This window comes from Pontibacter anaerobius (genome assembly GCF_026241195.1).
GTDB classification, from domain to species: domain Bacteria; phylum Bacteroidota; class Bacteroidia; order Cytophagales; family Hymenobacteraceae; genus Pontibacter; species Pontibacter anaerobius.
The window spans coordinates 517,869-533,490 of the sequence record NZ_JAPFQO010000002.1 but is presented as its reverse complement, the minus strand read 5'-3'; the positions used below and the strand labels follow the sequence as shown (position 1 = coordinate 533,490).

Genomic DNA, 15,622 nt, shown 5'->3' with positions numbered 1-15,622 from the left:
CGACTACTACAGGGAAGTAGCTCCACAACTTAACGAACCGCTGTATGCGAGACCCGCTTGTACAGTGGTGTGAGAGGCGCTCCCCGCTACCTAACGGTGGCGGGGCCGTCTACTCGATTGAATTTATGGAGTCAACCTACCAGGGAAGAATAAATACCTGGAAAGAATGGCGTTCTGTAACTGAAGAAGCGCAAGGTTAAAATACAGATTAAACAAGGGGTGCTTAGATTAAACTTTATTGATGATGACAATAGTTAAAAGCATAAAGAACATTAGCGAATTGCATGCAATGCTAGGCTATGAAAAACCTAAGCACCCCCTTGTTAGTTTTGTTGACCTCACTCAGGTAAATACAGAAACTCAAACAGAAGAGGTATTCTTTGCCATGGACTTTTATGCGATCGTGAGTAAGAGTTTTGAAGGCACATTAAAATATGGCCGCAGTACCTATGACTTTCAAGAAGGCTCTTTGATATTTACCACACCGGGTCAGGTCATGTCATCCAGTCCTGATCTGAAAATAACAGAGGGATGGGCTTTGTATTTTCATCCCGATTTGTTGTACGGAACTGATTTGGCCAAGAGAATTAAGGAGTATTCCTTTTTTCATTATGAAGCCAATGAGGCCTTACATATTTCTGACGAGGAAAATGAAATCCTTAAAACCTGTGTTCAAAATATCCAAAGAGAGTATCGTCAGAATACCGACCCTCACACACAGGAATTGATTGTTGATTCTATTCAACTGATGTTGAACTACAGCAAGCGATTTTATCAAAGACAGTTTATTACCAGAAAAAAGGTCAACTCAGGTATAATTGAACGATTTGAAAGTCTTCTAAGAGAATACATCAACGAAAAATGCCTAATTGAAAGTGGTTTGCCGAGTGTCACTTACTTTGCGGACCAACTGAACCTTTCACCCACCTACCTCACGGATGTGTTAAAAAATCAAACCGAGAAAAAACTCTCAGGAACACATTCACATTGCGCTTGTGGACAAAGCCAAAACAATGCTTTTAGGCACTTCCAAGTCTGTAAGTGAAGTGGCTTATGATTTGGGATTTGAATATCCATCACACTTTTCAAAATTATTTAAAAGCAAGACGGGTACTTCTCCAAGTCAATACAGGATGTTGAATTAAAGAATCTAGTTGAAGATTAAAATCATGGAAAACATTAAAGATAAAGTAATAATAATTACAGGTGCAAGTAGCGGAATAGGTGCGGCAGCTGCAAAAAAACTAGCAAGTCTTGGAGCAAAAGTGGTACTATCGGCTCGCAGAGAAGATAGGTTAAAAAGTCTAACGTCAGAGCTTGAAGGCAACGCAATGTATGTAGTCACAGACGTATCTAAAAAAGCCGACCTTGATCAGTTAGTTGCGAAGACTATTGAAAAATTTGGACGTGTAGATGTACAGTGGAATAATGCAGGTATAATGCCTATTTCTTTTTTAGAAGAAGGACAGGTTGAAGAATGGGATGCTACTATCGACATCAACATCAAAGGCGTTTTATATGGTATCAACGCAGTACTTCCTCACATGTTGGAGCGCAAGTCAGGTCACATCCTTACTACTTCATCAACAGGAGGTCTGCAAACAGTAGCTGGAGCTAGTGTATACTGCGGAACTAAGCATGCCGTAAAAGCTATTATGGATTCATTAAGGCAAGAAGTGGTTAAAGACATTCGGGTAACAACTATTTATCCGGGAAGAACAGAGTCTGAACTGATGAATACCATTACCAGCGAAAAAATAAAAGAAGCCTTCAAAGACAATCTTGCAAACACCCCTGCCTTAGAAGGGGAAGCAATTGCAGATGCGGTGATCTATGCCATTAGTCAACCAGCCACGGTGAATGTCAACGATATTGTAGTGCGACCACTTGGTGAAGCTTAATCGGAGTGTCACAAGACAGGAACTTAAATAAATAATCAATTTTCAATAACAAGAAATGAAGTTTTAATACAGCTATCTCTTGTTATTTTTATTTATAGCACAATCTATTATTATCTCATTTTGGATACTCTTTTCCTTGTTATGGATACTCTAATCGTTTAAAAATCGCGCAATTTTGCTTAAACAAAATTTAAAAAAGATGAGCAATAATATCTCAGGAAAAGTAGTCATTATTACTGGAGCGAGTAATGGAATAGGCTACGCAACTGCCAAATTATTAGCAAAAGAGGGAGCGATATTAAGCCTTGCTGCAAGAAGAAAAGAAAAATTAGATCAACTGGTTACGGAAATCATTGCAGAAGGTGGACAGGCGGCAGCTTATGCAACTGATATAACGAAGCGTAAAGATGTCGAAGTATTAGTCGAAAAGACCTTAGAAAATAAAATCATATAACTCAGCACAGGCATCATGTTCGGCTAATGCCTCACCCGTTGCCTGTACGAGACCGTTATAAACCTAACCACAAGTTTAAAAAATCAAAAAGCCGCAACAGGAGAACCTGCTGCGGCTTTTATACTTTTGGAAGTATACTTACTGGCTATAAAATTCCCAATTCTGTATCTGAAGCAAACTACAAAGTATACTTGCGGCCTTTGTTCTGTTCCTTCAGATAAACCATGAGCGGCTGGAAATAGTCAACCATGGCGCGGGCGCTAAGCTCTTCACCGGTTTTGTCCTTCAACATCTGTCGCCAGTCAGCTGACGCGCCAGGGTACATGATTTCGCGGAGGAAGTTGCCCACCTCTTTGCTGCCATAGTAGTTGGTGGCATGAGGATCCTGCTTCAGGATGTTCTTGGCGATGTGGTCATGCAACTGGAATAGGATCACGAAGCTCATGGCATAATCATAGTACTGGGCTGCATCATCGTTAATGTGTGTCTTGGTTGCAGCGTCCAGGTAGTTCTCTCCTCTGTCTGCCGGCGGCACGATGCCCTGGTACTGCTTCTTCAGTTCCCACCAGCGCTTGTTCAGCTGGTCGGCTGGCAGGTTCTTGGCGTAGAAATCATGCTCCCACTCGCTCATCACCCCCGATGAGAAAGGAATAAACACTACGTAATTCAGCGCCTCCTTCAGCAAGGTCTGCACTTCATCGGTCTGTGTGTTCTTATCTATCAGGTTCAGTTTCGCCAGGAAAGGTTTCTGCATGGCAGCCAGGCCCATCAGCGAGCCGATAGCCTCGTGGTAGGCACGGTTGGCTCCTCCACGCAGCAGTACCGGCACGTCTGGGTTGGTGTAGGTCATGTAGTAATAGATATGGCCTAGCTCATGATGCGTTGTCTCGTACCACTCGGAGTTCGGCTCCACGCTCATCAGGCTGCGCACGTCCTTATCCAAGTCCATGTGCCAGGCAGAGGCGTGGTTGTTTTTCTTATAGTTGGCGTTCGGCGGCAGCGGGTACAGGCTCGACTTGGTGTAGAATGTCTGTGGCAAGTTCGGGAAGCCCAGGCTGGTGTAGAAACGCTCTCCCTGCTTCACCAGCCACTCAGCTCCTTTAGGCTTCAGGGCAGCGTCCAGGTCAACGCCTTCTACCTCAACCATGGTGCTCCAGTCCTGGCCCCAACGGTTAGGCACCCAGTGGGCGGGGAGGTAGTCCGGCACTTCTTTTACACCATACTTTTTGGCAAGTTCGTAGCGCGCGTAGGTATGCAGTTCGCGGTAGAGTGGGCTCAGTTCCTTGTTTATCTGCTGCATCAGCTGCATCATTCCATCGCGCGACATACCATAATCTGAGGCCTGGTACGTGAAGTAATCATCGTAGCCGAGGCTCTGCACGGTTTTGTTGCGCAGGTCTCGCAGGTTAAGGAGGCCATTCTTCAGGCCCGGGCCAACGGCTTTGCTGGCATTCCAGGCATCCAAGCGTTTCTTTACATCCGTCTCGTTTTTCAGGATGTTATCGATATCATTGGTGCTAACCGATTTTTCATAGATGCGGTAGTCGAAGCCGTAAAGTTTCTCCGTCTGCTCGGTCTCCGCTTTAATGCGTGCTTTCACCACATCCGGAATGATCTGTGGGTTATTGGCACCTGCATAAAGTATGGCCTCAAACTGTTTTACCTGCAGCGGCGTCAGCTGGTCTTTCTTATCCAGCATGCCTTTGCGGTCTCTATGTTTTCAGCGCTACCGGTAAAGGCGGCAAAGGCCTCGTTAGCACGGCGGGTGGCTGCGGCATTGGTCGTGTCTCCTTCTACAATCTTCGTGTTAGAAGCCCATTCTGCCTCAGCGGATCTAGTATACAGCTCCTGGTAGGTTTTAGAATATGTATCCAGAAAGGCTTGCGCTTCCTGCTGCATTTCAGTCATTTCAACGGTTTGTTCTGTGCCAGCCGTTTCTGTTTTCTGGCTGGAGCAGGAGGAGAAAAGTATGGCAGCGGTGAGGCCGGTAAAGATTAGTTTTTTCATGGGTTAAGTGTGTGGTTATCCTACTAATATAAGAAGCTACTGCAGTAGAAGCAAGGCCATTGCAGTTAGCCCGAGATGTGTACAGGTACAGCATGTGACACGCAAGCTTTTCAGATCTGCTTTCTAGGTCTATGAGGAAAACAGGCTTTACAAAAAAAGAAAATGTTTTGCAATTATATATAACTATATAAAGCTATAAGCGTATTAGCTTTAGTTTTGGCTGCTTGGGTCATAAAAACAGCCAAACAAAACGGTGTTGATCTCGTGATGCTGCAATAACAGTAGATTCCCTTATCCATTATTTTACAAGCACAGTTTGATTTAGTGCAGGTTTTTCCTGCAGACGGATACCTATTGCCTGAATTTTCACACTTCAAAAAACAACTATATGACAAAGTTCAAAATTTTCCGATCAGGCCTTACGACCACCGTGTTTGTTGCTGCCATGATGCTGAGCAGCTGCGAGAAAGAGCTAGATAGCGCCAACCTGAATGGTAGTTCCTTGAGTGAGGCTAATGCTGCGGCTGAAACAGCGCAGTCTATCATGGTAGACATCCAAGTAGACGCACCCGCTATTGATGGGGAAGGCACCTGGTATTTTGACAATACTGCGGCGGCTGCCTATTTTACAGGTGGTACTCCGCAGAACAGAAACACTGCCGTACAAAGGCAGAAGTGTATATTCTTTAATGGAGGTACGCTGGAAGCCGTTAGGGTTGGGCAAACGTGGGTGTACCCCATATCCACCGACCCGGTGGCTCCTAAAACTGCCTGGTACTTAGTGTACCCACTGGGAGGTGGCTCCTCTACCTCTGATGTAACTTTGGATGTTATGATTGCGGCACAATCGGTAGTCATTAACAAGGGCAAGGCCAAGTACTCTTTTACTCTCCTTGATGAAGCCGGCATTGCACGGATAAGCGACCTGAAAGTGACAGTGACAGGACAGGACGATGTGCTAGACCCGGCATTTAATGTTAACGTGGGCAATGAGACCAACAACTGCCTGGCTGACATGTTCTACACAGCTAATGCAGGCATTTTTGGCCGCGCAACCGGCAGTTTGTTGACTGATATGACAATGGGTGAAATACTAGCTAATAATGCCTTTGGTAGTACAGCCGCCTGTGGCAATGCAGCTGTTGCAAAGCTTGATCAACTGAGCTATAGTTTACCGGCAGGTGTTTATACAATAACTGTATCTGGTACGGTGAAAGGTAACGCGGGTATGGCTGCAACACCTTTTGAGGTTACACAAGTAGTTGCAGTGGGCGATTGTAATTAACATTTGGTCAGGTGATTAACCTGATGCTTACAATAAAGAAGAGGTGCCGTAAAAGTACCTCTTCTTTATGTATAGCCGATTCGTTGAAATAGTAGTAAGTATGTTTTATTCCCGCTCCGTTTCCTCCGTCAGCTGCGCCTCCTGCAGCAGGTTGTCATCCAGTGTTTTGCTGGTTTTCGCCCCCAGTTCGCGTAGTATCTCCACACGGCGGATGAGGTTACCACGGCCTTCGGTTAGCTTGTTCATGGCGGAGTTGTAGGAGTTCTGGCTACTTTCAAGGTGCTTGCCGATGGCTTTCAGGTCATCTACAAAACCCACAAATTTATCGTAAAGTTTGCCACTTTCTTCCGCTATTCTGAGGACATTACGTTTTTGGTCTTCCTGTCGCCACACGCCTGCCACTGTACGTAAAGTGGCCAGAAGGGTGGAAGTGGTTACCAGCACGATGTTCTTATCGAAGGCATCAGTGAACAGGTCGTGGTCATGTTGCACGGCCAGGTTAAAGGCAGGCTCTATAGGAATGTACATCAGCACAAAGTCCGGGGAGTTGATACCGTTAAGGCGGTGGTAGCTCTTTCGGCCGAGGTCAGAGAAATGTGTACGGACCGAATTGATGTGACCCCGCAGGTATACTTCTTGCTGGTGCTCGTCCTCGCAGCTGCAGAAAGCCTCGTAAGCCACTAAGGACATTTTTGAGTCGATGATCAGGTGCTTTCCCTCTGGTAAACGCACGATGACGTCAGGGCGGTATACTTGCTTTTCCTCATTTTGCCGTACTTCCTCGCGCTCATAATGCACACCTTTGCGTAGCCCGGATTTCTCCAGCAGGCTCTCCAGCAGGTACTCACCCCAGTTGCCCTGGGTCTTGCTCTCGCCTTTCAGGGCTTTGGTCAGGTTCACAGCGTCCTGGCTCATCTGTTGGTTCAGGGAGGCTAGCTGTGTGATTTGCTCTTTGAGGGAGATGCTGTCCTTTAGCGTTTTCTCGTAAGTCTGTTCTACCTTTACTTCAAACTCCTTGATACGCTCCTTCAGTGGAGAAAGTATGCGCTCCAGGTTCTCCGAAGAGGCTTTGTTAAAGTGTTCGGCATTGGTCATGAGCACCTGGTTGGAAATGCTCTGAAACTGTTGCAGGAATTTCTCGCGGAGCTGCTCCAGTTCGCGGTTCTGTTCCTGCAGGCGGGCTTTCAGATGCTCGTAATCGGTTTCGGTTTTGGTGAGTGCGTTGGTCAGGTCCAGCGTCTCGGACTGTGCCTCGCGGAGCTGGGCCTTTAGCTGGTCCAGTTCCTGTGCTTTCTGCTTGGCCTGTCCCTCCAGCACGCCCTGCGTAACGGCTGCCTGGTTGGCCGTATGCTGCAAAGCGTTCAATTTACCTTTCAGCGACAGGTAGGCCACAACGAGCCCTCCCAGAAATGCTGCTATACCTACGATGATCTCCATAGGGTAAAGGTAAAGTTTTTTAGTATGGCTGCAAATGGTTTTGCTAATGAAATTAGCGTTTGTGGTATTAGATAGACAGAAGGTAAAGATTACTCCACCTCAGGGAGGGTATAGGACTTTAAGTTCTAAAAAACGTGTTAAAAATTTACTGTCATTCTGTTAAGAAACTTGGTAGCAGGGAGTTTAAGCCTATGCTAAAAGCCACCAAGATACTTACAGGATGACAAAAAAGAGAACTTAACGTAAGTTATTGGCATTACATTTAAACATAGCGCTATCTAAATTCTCCCCTTGAGGACAAGTGAGAGCAGAAGCTCGAAGCTTGCGAGCATAGCTCATAAGGGGTGTCTGCATTTGGGATAGGCCTTTAGCTACTGGCTTAACACCCCTATAATCCCCTTAAGGGGATAGTTTTACCTAGAACTTAACGGCCCTGTCTCAGACAGGCGGGGTTATACTTAAATACGGCTCCTAGGCTCTACCTTACAAAGCTCACTTTATACTTTTTACCTTTTATCCTGGCGTCATTCAGCTTCTGGACGGCACGTTTGGCGGTAGCATCCGGAATGGCGACAAAGCTGTGGTGGTCTTGTATCTCTATCTTGCCAATCTCCGCTGCTTTCAGGCCAACTTCTGCAATAAGAGCGCCTACAATGTCGCGCGGACTTAGTTTGTCTTTGCGACCACCGCTGATGTGCAAAGTGATGAGGGTAGGGGTTTCGGCAGGAGCAGAGGGGTTAGCCTTGGGTAATTGCTGCAGCTCCAGCCATTCATTCACCTGTACCTCAGGCCATTGCTCCAGCTTTTGCACCTCTCGTGCATTCAGCAGCGAATATACAGCCCCAGATTTTCCGGCCCTGCCGGTCCGGCCGCTGCGGTGCAGGAAGGCATCTTCGTGCTGTGGCAACTCATAATGGATAATCTGCCGGAGCAGGTCAATATCGAGGCCGCGGGCTGCCAGGTCGGTGGCGACCAGTATGGAGGTAGTTCCGTTTCGGAAAAGGGTCATAGTTTTGTCGCGCTCGCGCTGCTCCATTTTACCGTGCAGGGCCTTAGCCGAGAAGCCATGCTCCTGCAGCATTTTGGCCACTTCTTCGGTGGTGAGGCGCGCATTCACGAACACGACGGTTCCGGCTGGGTTTATACTTTGCAGCAACTGCACCAATGCTTCCGGCTTTTGCGGGTCCTGCACCTTCAGGCCAAAGTATTGGATACTGTCCGGCACGGAGGTGGAGGTAGCCTGTATAAATTTCGGGTCCTGCAGCGAGTCTGCTATCAGTTGTTTTACGTTTTCTTCCATGGTGGCCGAGAAAAGTATGGTCTGGCGCTTGCGCGGTAATGCGCCCATCAACCTGTCCAGCTCCTCCTCAAATCCCATCTCCAGCAGTTTATCCGCCTCATCCAAAACTACTTTCGTGGTCTTGCTTAAATGTAAGGTTCTACGGCTGAGATGATCGGTCAGGCGGCCCGGTGTACCCACCAGTACCTGCGGCGGATGCTCCAGCGATGTTTCCTCGATCCGGAAGGAGTGGCCCCCGTAGAAGGCGCTGATCTTAAGGTTGGGGATAAAGCGGGCGTACTGCTTCAGTTCCTGGCGTACCTGTACGGCCAACTCACGGGTAGGTACCACCACCAATGCCTGTACCTGCTGCAGCTCCGGGTTTATACTTTGCAGCAGCGGCAAACCGAAGGCCGCCGTCTTTCCGCTTCCCGTCTCGGCCTGGCCTGCCACGTCGTGCCCCTGCAACAGCAAAGGTATGGCCTGCTCCTGTATGGGTGTGGGGGTCGTGTATTGGAGTGCCTCCAGCCCCTGCAGCAGGGCGGCGTTAAGTTTCAGTTGCTCAAATGTAGCCATGGTAGGTTTGTACGTAAGCCGCAAAGGTACGTCAATTATACTTCTACACCTGCACCAACGCTTACAGGCGCTCAAACTCAAACCAATCTTTAAAACAAAAAGAGCCGCAACAGTAGTAGTAAAGGGTATGAGGAGAGAAGACGGCTGGCTTCAGCGTTATACTTTTATACTTCTGTTTGGCATACTGCTGATGTACGTACTGGTGGTAGCGCGCGAGTTTCTGTACCCCATTTTTATGGCGGTGCTTTTCGCTTACCTGTTGTACCCTATAGAGAAGTGGCTGGAGATGAAAGGACTGCCCCGCCTGCTGGCTAATTTTATCACGGTAGTGGCTGCCATGGCTCTGTTTGTTGGTGCGCTGATCTTGCTCTACAAACAGCTGATCGTGTTTCTGGGGGATTTCCCGACCCTGCAGGACAAAGCCATGGAGAATCTGGACCGCGTGCAGCAGAGCATCGACAAGCGTTTTGGGGAGACGAACCCGGATAACGAGCACTGGCTGCAAGTACAGGTAAAAAATGCGCTGGAACTGAGCGGTAATTTCCTGAGCGACATCCTGATGGCTACGACCGGCACGCTGGCTAAAATTGGTTTGATGCCTGTTTACATCTTTCTTTTCCTGTACTACCGTAACAAGTTCGAGCGGTTTGTATACCGCCAGGTGTCCTCTTTTAACCACCCGAGGGTAAAGCAGATCATCCGGGAGGTTTCGAACGTGACAAAGCATTACATGGCGGGCGTGGTGATTGTTATACTTATACTTTGCGTGATCAACTCCACTGGGCTTTTTCTGATAGGCGTAGACTATTGGCTGCTGCTGGGTATCATCTCGGCCTTTATCAACTTCATTCCATACTTTGGTACATTGATCGGTGGTGCGGTTCCGCTGCTGTACACGTTGCTTGTGCAGGGAGACCCGCATAAGGCGTTGCTGGTGCTTTTCTTTTTCCTGCTGGTGCAGTTCACCGAGAATAACATCCTCACGCCCAACATCACCGGAAGTAAAGTTAACATAAACCCGCTTTTTACCATTCTCAGCATTATTGTTGGTGGCATGATCTGGGGCTTACCCGGCATGTTCCTGGCGGTGCCGTACATGGGTATTTTCAAAGTGTACTGCGATCATAACCACAACCTGGCTGCCTGGTCCTATATGCTGGGTACCGAAGGAACAGAGGAGCACGCGCTGACGATTGAGAAGATAAAGCGGGTATTTAAGAAATAGAGAAACTTGCCTGCAAAATTTGAAGCTATACTTTGTTTCCTGCTACCGCAATTTTTACCTCTACTGTGGCGCCCGTATTCTTATTGCTTGCCTTCTGAACCGGTTTGAGCCCGAAGGGTACCCGCAGCCAGTTTACCTGCATGATGAGGTACCGGATGATTATAAAGCAAAGTATAAAAGTGCCCAGGCTGATGATGGTAAACTTCAGGCTGATGCTCCAGTCATACGTGCGCAAGTAGAATCCCAGTGCCACAATGATAGTCTGGTGCAGAATGTAGAAGGGATACACCATTTCGTTGGCCTGCGCCAGGTATTTGCTTTTCAGGTTGAGGTGTTGCATGGCAAAGCCAACTATGGACATCAGCCAAAACCAGCGGTTGCTCTGTTTTACTATATAGTAGCTGTTCAGTTGAAGAACTGTAAAGTCCCTGTCTCTAAACCAGTATGCCAAAAGTACCAGGCTCAGTGTTACCATAGCTGCGGCCAGACTGTACCAGCGTATGCTTCTAATCTTGTCCTGTAACACAGGTAGCTTCATCAATATAAATCCAATCAGGAAAACTGAGACGTAGAGGAAGTGATTGCCCCAGTCGTCTATAAGCGCGTTGGTAGCCGGAAAACGCTCGTTCAGGAGCACGCCACCCAGGCTAAGCCACAGCGCCGGCATCACCAACAGCATCCAGCCCTTTAGACGTTCATGCTTTATACTAGCCCTACGGATGTAGGTAAGCAACGGTAGCAGCAGCAGGCTATAGCAGAGAATATAGGCCAGGTACCACAGGTGGTGCCAGCTGAAGTTACCCTCCGGGTATGGCTTAAAATTAAAAACAGAAGGGTAGAAGCTGAGGTAATCTGTTGCCGTGCCTTGCGCTACCCGCTCAAAGTATACCTGCGGCGGTACCACCAGCAGCATTCCAATTACCAGGGGCATCAGGATGCGCTTTAACCGGTCTTTAGCGAAGCTGCCGGCACTGCGGTAACCCATGGCAAAGTATACGCCTACGCCCGACACCAGAAAGATAAGCGACATGCGCCACTGGCTCATAAAAAGCATCGGTATTTCCAGTGTCTCGCTGATCTGTGGGTTTTTTATGTGCCAGTCCCAACTCACGAAGTACATGCCGGTGTGGTAAAAAATGAGCAGCGAAAAGGCCAGCACCCGCAGCCAGTCGAACTCGTAACGTCTGATTTTGATTTGATTTTCCATAGCGTTTTGTTTTGATACAAACATCGCCAAAGAAGATCGGGAACGAAGCATGTGCCGGTAAGTGCGAGGTGCTAACCTATAGGGAAGTACTTAAACTGCCCCGGGAACGGCTGTTTTGCGGTATTGCCCCGGCGTCTGGCCGGTGTATTTTTTAAACGCGGCGCTGAAAGCTGACTTAGACATATACCCAACCTGCTCTGCCACTTCCTCCACTTTCAGGTGCTGCTGGGCAGGGTCGGCAAGTATGGCTTTGGCTTCCTTGATGCGCAGTTCGGCCAGGTACTCAAAAAAACTTTTGCCCAGGCGTTCGTTCAGGCTTTGGGAGAGGTAATGTGGCGATGTATGCAACTGTTTTGCCAATGAGGGTAGCGTGGCCGAGGGCCGGGTGTAGAATTTCTCTTTCTCCGCGGTTTTCAGCTTCTGCAGCAGGTCCTGCTTTGCCTCCTCGCTCAAGGCCGATTTCTCATACTTTACCTGTACCACCGGCTGAAAGAAGGCGGAGTCTGTGATGATTTTAAAGCTTGCGAAAAAGAGCTGCAACACCAGGAAGGTGGCCAGGAAATGGTCGCCCAGGTCATGTTCGTAACGCAGTTTTACAAAGATGACCAGTACAAGGGTGGCGATGAAAAAGTAAAGCAGGAACCTAGCCCAGGAGTAAAAGTATGCATTTTGTGCTTGAGAGGTGCTCTGCTTTTTTAAAAGCCAAAAGCAGAGACCGATGTAGAGCAGGATGTGAAGTATTGTTAGCTCGTTTACATACTCCGTCCAGTGCAGCGGATCCGGGTTAACCCCGCCGGTAACCGGCACTTGCTGCATCTCCGGGAAATAGGCGCCGATGTAGGCATTATACTTAACCGCCTCTGGTTGTATGTAAAAAAGGGTGTGGTAGAGGAAGTATACCACGAACGGAATGAAGTGCAGCCACTGCCTCCGTGTCCAGTTGTTCCCGTTGAGGCTCCGGAAAAGCAGGTAGGTGAGGGGGCCAGCCGCAAAATTAAGCGGTTCCGAAAAATCAACCAGCGGGAGCACCCGGAACATGAGGCCGCTGTAGCAAAGAAACACCTCCAGCACCATGCAGGCAAAACTAAACACCAGGGCAGCCAGCAACAGGTGGTGGTAAGGCTGCCGGTGCGGCCTTTTAGCCAAAAACAACAGCGACAGAAAAAAGCCCTGCACCACGCCCACCAGCAGTACGGCTGCAAACCAATCAAACCGGAAGAAATGCTCCTGTAATGGCATCGGCAAGTATAAATAGCGGCTTATACTTTATTTTAGGCTAAAGCTAAAATGAAATTCAAATAAATCATATTTATACCTCTTAAAATGCGGGCAATAAAAAAAGCCCGGACCATATGGCCCGGGCTTAAAGACAGGTGTAAAGTACTCAGGTTAATGTCCTCCTGGTCTGCCGCCCCAGTTACCACCGCGGTTCTGGTTCATCTCCGGCGCTGCCCCACTTATAAATTTGCGTAGGTTATAGGTAAAGGTCAGCATGAAGTAGCGCTGTAGCACCGTAGACTGCACATCCTCCACATAGTCGGCGGCAATGTTGCGTTCAATGCTCACGTTCTGCTTCAGCAGGTCGTTTACGCTCAGGCTAATTTCACCCTGCTGGTTTTTAAACACCTTTTTGCCCAGACTCATGTTCCAGAGCAGGTAAGCCTGATCCACACCTTCAGAAAGTCCTGAATTAAACTGGTGGTTTAGCTCTGTGCGGTACACAAGGCCTTTCCAGATGGTGGCATTGAGGCGCAGGTTAGAACTGTGGTTATAGTAGTTGTTGTTCTGGGTCGTGTTCAGTGTGTTTTCTACCAGTTCATAACTGCCGCTTGTCGATACGTTAAAGTCCACCTTTTCGCTGATGTTGCTGCTCAGGTTCAAACCAACCCGGAAGTTGGTGTTGTTAGCGTAGTTAATCTCTTCGTTTATCATACCCGGAGTTCTGGAGTAGCCCACCGAGCCGTTCACGTTAAAGTTTGAACTGATGAAGTTAACCGGCTGGCCATAGTTGAAGAATGAACGCACGCTCCAGTAGCCATCCAGGTTCACAGGGCGCGAGAAGCGGGCTCCGGGCCGGTACGTATAGCTCTCCGGCAGCTCAAACGGCACATCGCGTGTATAGATACTGTTGGTGATGTAGTCCTGTGTCATGGTGCCGAAGATACCCATAAAGAACACCTGGTTGGTTTCGGCATTAAACTTACGGAAACGCATGAAGAGCCTGTTCTGATACTCTTGCCCCAAGGACGGGTTGCCTATACTTGGCCGTAAGGGATTGGAGATATCCAGCACGTCTTGCAGTTGATCTACAGATGGCTCGTTGGTGGTGGTTCGGTAGTTTATTCTCAGGTTTGTTGATTTGGAGAACTTATACTCATACTCTGCAGAGGGGAGCACATTGTTGAAGTCTCGCTTTAGGGAATACAGCTCCGGGAACTCGCTCTCCCCGCGCAGGGTGGCATACTGATACCTTGCATTCAGCTGGAAGCTCGATTTTTCGTTTTTGTACTGGTAGCTTGGCCCGAACCGCTGTGCCACGTAGTTGTTCTGGAACGTGTTGCTGAGCGGTGAGTTAAATTCGCTGTAGCCTTCTCCCTCCACGTAATCATAAGTTCTTTTGTCGGAGTCGTTGTCGCGGTTGCTGATGTTATACTCCAACTGCAGGCGCGACTTTTCTGCCAGGCGCTGGGAATAATCCAGGTTGCCTGACCAGCTAAAATTGGCTCTGTCTAGCTCTATAAATTGGTTACGATCCACATTTCGCTCTTCATCCAGAAAGTTAGTCGTGTTCTCGCGCTGATACGTCTCACCGGCTGTGTTCGTGTACCTTGTCTCAATCTCCGTGGTCAGGATTCGGCCTGAGTCGCCGAAACGGTGGGAGTAGAGGATGGTATTACCCAGGTTCAGGCTTGCATTGTCCACGTTGTCAGAGTTGATGGAGTTTGTCAGCTCATCTCCGTTTGCAATGGTACTGGCGTTACGCCCAACCAACGACTCATTACGCTGTATGGTAACGTTCGGTCGAATAAGCAGCCTGTTGTTCTCATTTATGTTATACTGAAGCCTGAAGTTAAAGCGGTGGCTATCTGTAATTTTCTGGTTAAGACTGTTCTCGGTGTATGTGGTGTCGCTGTTCACAAAATCGCGGAAGCGGTACTGGTTGTTGATGACATCGCGGTTTGAGTAGTTGTAGTTTCCGCTCACCTCCATCTTTTTGCCCCACATATCGTTATAGTTCAGGCCAAAGGTGTTCGTGTTGATGATGCCATTCGGCGATTCGCCTCCCCAGCCTCTGCGGCCGCGCATACCACCACCAGGCGTTTCACCTATGGAGAAATCAAACATGTTGATGTTATTGGTCAAGCCCGTTGCCGTGATGCGCTGGCTACCGTTAAAGTAATTTACGGTGGCACCCAGCATGTAACGTTCATCCGTTCCATACCCGGCTGATGCTTTGCCTACGTAGCCATGTTGTTTTTCCTTCTTCGTCACGAAGTTGAGTGTTTTCAGGCGGTTGCCATCGTCAAAACCACTGAAGGCGGCACGGTCGCTCTGGCCATCAAAAACCTGCACACTCTCTACCATGTCTGCCGACAGGTTGCGCACGGCGGAGTTTACGTCCTCACCTGTATAGCGCTTCCCGTCAATCATTACCTGCTGCACATCCTCGCCCTGTGCCTGAATTTTTCCGTCTTGTACTGTTACGCCCGGCATTTTCGTCACTAGGTCCTCGGCGCTGGCGTCTGGTGCGGTCTTGAAAGCCTTGGCATTGAACTGGGAGGTGTCGCCTTTCTGCTCACCCAGCGGCGCACGGCCAATGATCTGCACCTCCTGAATAGCGGTGGCTCCGTCTTGTAGCATCAGCGGCCCTAGGTTAACCGGCGCACCGGCCACCTGGAACGTGCGGGAAAAATTCTGAAACCCGATGTAGTTGATTTCTAAGGTATACTGCCCCTGCGCCACACGCTCAAACCGGAAGTTTCCTTCGCCGTCGGTGGCTGTTACTGTTTTAGCGGCGTTTGCTGTGCGAGTCAGCACTACATTAGCACCTGGCAGCGCAGTCTTGTCGCTGCCGCTCTGCACAGAGCCGGTTACCGATGTGGTTTGTGCAAATGCCTGTAGCATGGCTACAAGCAGCATTAAAGTGGTAAAAAGCCTCTTCATGTGTCGGTGTGAAAGTCATTATAAGTCTAGGCTGTTTAGACATTGGTTTGGCGGTTAGGTTTAACCTATGTATGAAAAACTTTTAAT

General features: G+C 48.5%; 13 protein-coding genes. 6 read left to right on the top strand and 7 right to left on the bottom strand.

The features are described from left to right. Positions 1-241 precede the first annotated feature (241 nt). The 4 genes from OO017_RS05625 (at position 242) to OO017_RS05610 (ending at position 2,355) form a co-directional block, all read left to right on the top strand. The gene (locus tag OO017_RS05625; protein ID WP_266051475.1) at positions 242-1,045 is read left to right on the top strand and encodes an AraC family transcriptional regulator; all 804 of its coding nucleotides are present in this window, start codon (positions 242-244) and stop codon (positions 1,043-1,045) included. Then, complete coding sequence (locus OO017_RS05620) at positions 1,014-1,145, top strand: helix-turn-helix domain-containing protein (RefSeq protein ID WP_266051474.1); 132 nt, start codon at positions 1,014-1,016, stop codon at positions 1,143-1,145. The genes OO017_RS05625 and OO017_RS05620 overlap by 32 nt, the downstream gene beginning before the upstream one ends. A 24-nt stretch (positions 1,146-1,169) precedes the next feature. Further along, on the top strand, positions 1,170-1,901 hold the full coding sequence (locus OO017_RS05615; RefSeq protein WP_266051473.1) for an SDR family oxidoreductase: 732 nt from the start codon (positions 1,170-1,172) through the stop codon (positions 1,899-1,901). Between the two features lie 199 nt (positions 1,902-2,100). Next, positions 2,101-2,355, top strand: a complete 255-nt coding sequence (locus OO017_RS05610; RefSeq protein ID WP_266051472.1) for an SDR family NAD(P)-dependent oxidoreductase — start codon at positions 2,101-2,103, stop codon at positions 2,353-2,355. A 178-nt stretch (positions 2,356-2,533) separates the two neighbouring features. Here the strand turns inward: OO017_RS05610 and OO017_RS05605 are convergent, their stop codons facing one another. Together OO017_RS05605 and OO017_RS05600 are read right to left on the bottom strand one after the other, a co-directional pair. Further along, positions 2,534-4,054: a M2 family metallopeptidase gene (locus OO017_RS05605; protein ID WP_266051471.1), complete on the bottom strand. Its 1,521-nt coding sequence runs from the start codon at positions 4,052-4,054 to the stop codon at positions 2,534-2,536. Beyond that, on the bottom strand, positions 4,030-4,362 hold the full coding sequence (locus OO017_RS05600; protein WP_266051470.1) for a gluzincin family metallopeptidase: 333 nt from the start codon (positions 4,360-4,362) through the stop codon (positions 4,030-4,032). The genes OO017_RS05605 and OO017_RS05600 overlap by 25 nt, the downstream gene beginning before the upstream one ends. A 388-nt stretch (positions 4,363-4,750) precedes the next feature. Here OO017_RS05600 and OO017_RS05595 point away from each other — a divergent pair, with 388 nt between their 5' ends. Then, the gene (locus tag OO017_RS05595) at positions 4,751-5,647 is read left to right on the top strand and encodes a hypothetical protein (RefSeq protein WP_266051469.1); all 897 of its coding nucleotides are present in this window, start codon (positions 4,751-4,753) and stop codon (positions 5,645-5,647) included. 105 nt (positions 5,648-5,752) lie between these two features. On the opposite strand, the gene OO017_RS05590 is transcribed toward OO017_RS05595, so the two are convergent. Both OO017_RS05590 and dbpA read right to left on the bottom strand, forming a co-directional pair. Then, entirely contained in the window at positions 5,753-7,084 is a 1,332-nt protein-coding gene (locus OO017_RS05590; protein WP_266051467.1) for a DNA recombination protein RmuC, read from the bottom strand. Positions 7,085-7,562: 478 nt separating this feature from the next. After that, on the bottom strand, positions 7,563-8,939 hold the full coding sequence (gene dbpA, locus OO017_RS05585; RefSeq protein WP_266051466.1) for an ATP-dependent RNA helicase DbpA: 1,377 nt from the start codon (positions 8,937-8,939) through the stop codon (positions 7,563-7,565). A gap of 127 nt (positions 8,940-9,066) precedes the next feature. Here dbpA and OO017_RS05580 point away from each other — a divergent pair, with 127 nt between their 5' ends. Next, on the top strand, positions 9,067-10,164 hold the full coding sequence (locus OO017_RS05580) for an AI-2E family transporter (RefSeq protein ID WP_266051465.1): 1,098 nt from the start codon (positions 9,067-9,069) through the stop codon (positions 10,162-10,164). 25 nt (positions 10,165-10,189) lie between these two features. Here OO017_RS05580 and OO017_RS05575 read toward each other — a convergent pair whose 3' ends face one another. From OO017_RS05575 to OO017_RS05565, 3 genes are all read right to left on the bottom strand, one after another. Then, entirely contained in the window at positions 10,190-11,371 is a 1,182-nt protein-coding gene (locus tag OO017_RS05575) for an acyltransferase family protein (protein WP_266051464.1), read from the bottom strand. A 90-nt stretch (positions 11,372-11,461) separates the two neighbouring features. Next, the gene (locus OO017_RS05570) at positions 11,462-12,610 is read right to left on the bottom strand and encodes a helix-turn-helix domain-containing protein (protein WP_266051463.1); all 1,149 of its coding nucleotides are present in this window, start codon (positions 12,608-12,610) and stop codon (positions 11,462-11,464) included. Between the two features lie 150 nt (positions 12,611-12,760). After that, positions 12,761-15,535 carry a TonB-dependent receptor gene (locus OO017_RS05565; RefSeq protein ID WP_266051462.1) on the bottom strand — a complete coding sequence of 925 codons (2,775 nt, stop codon included), beginning with the start codon at positions 15,533-15,535 and terminating at the stop codon, positions 12,761-12,763. Between the last annotated feature and the right edge of the window lie 87 nt (positions 15,536-15,622).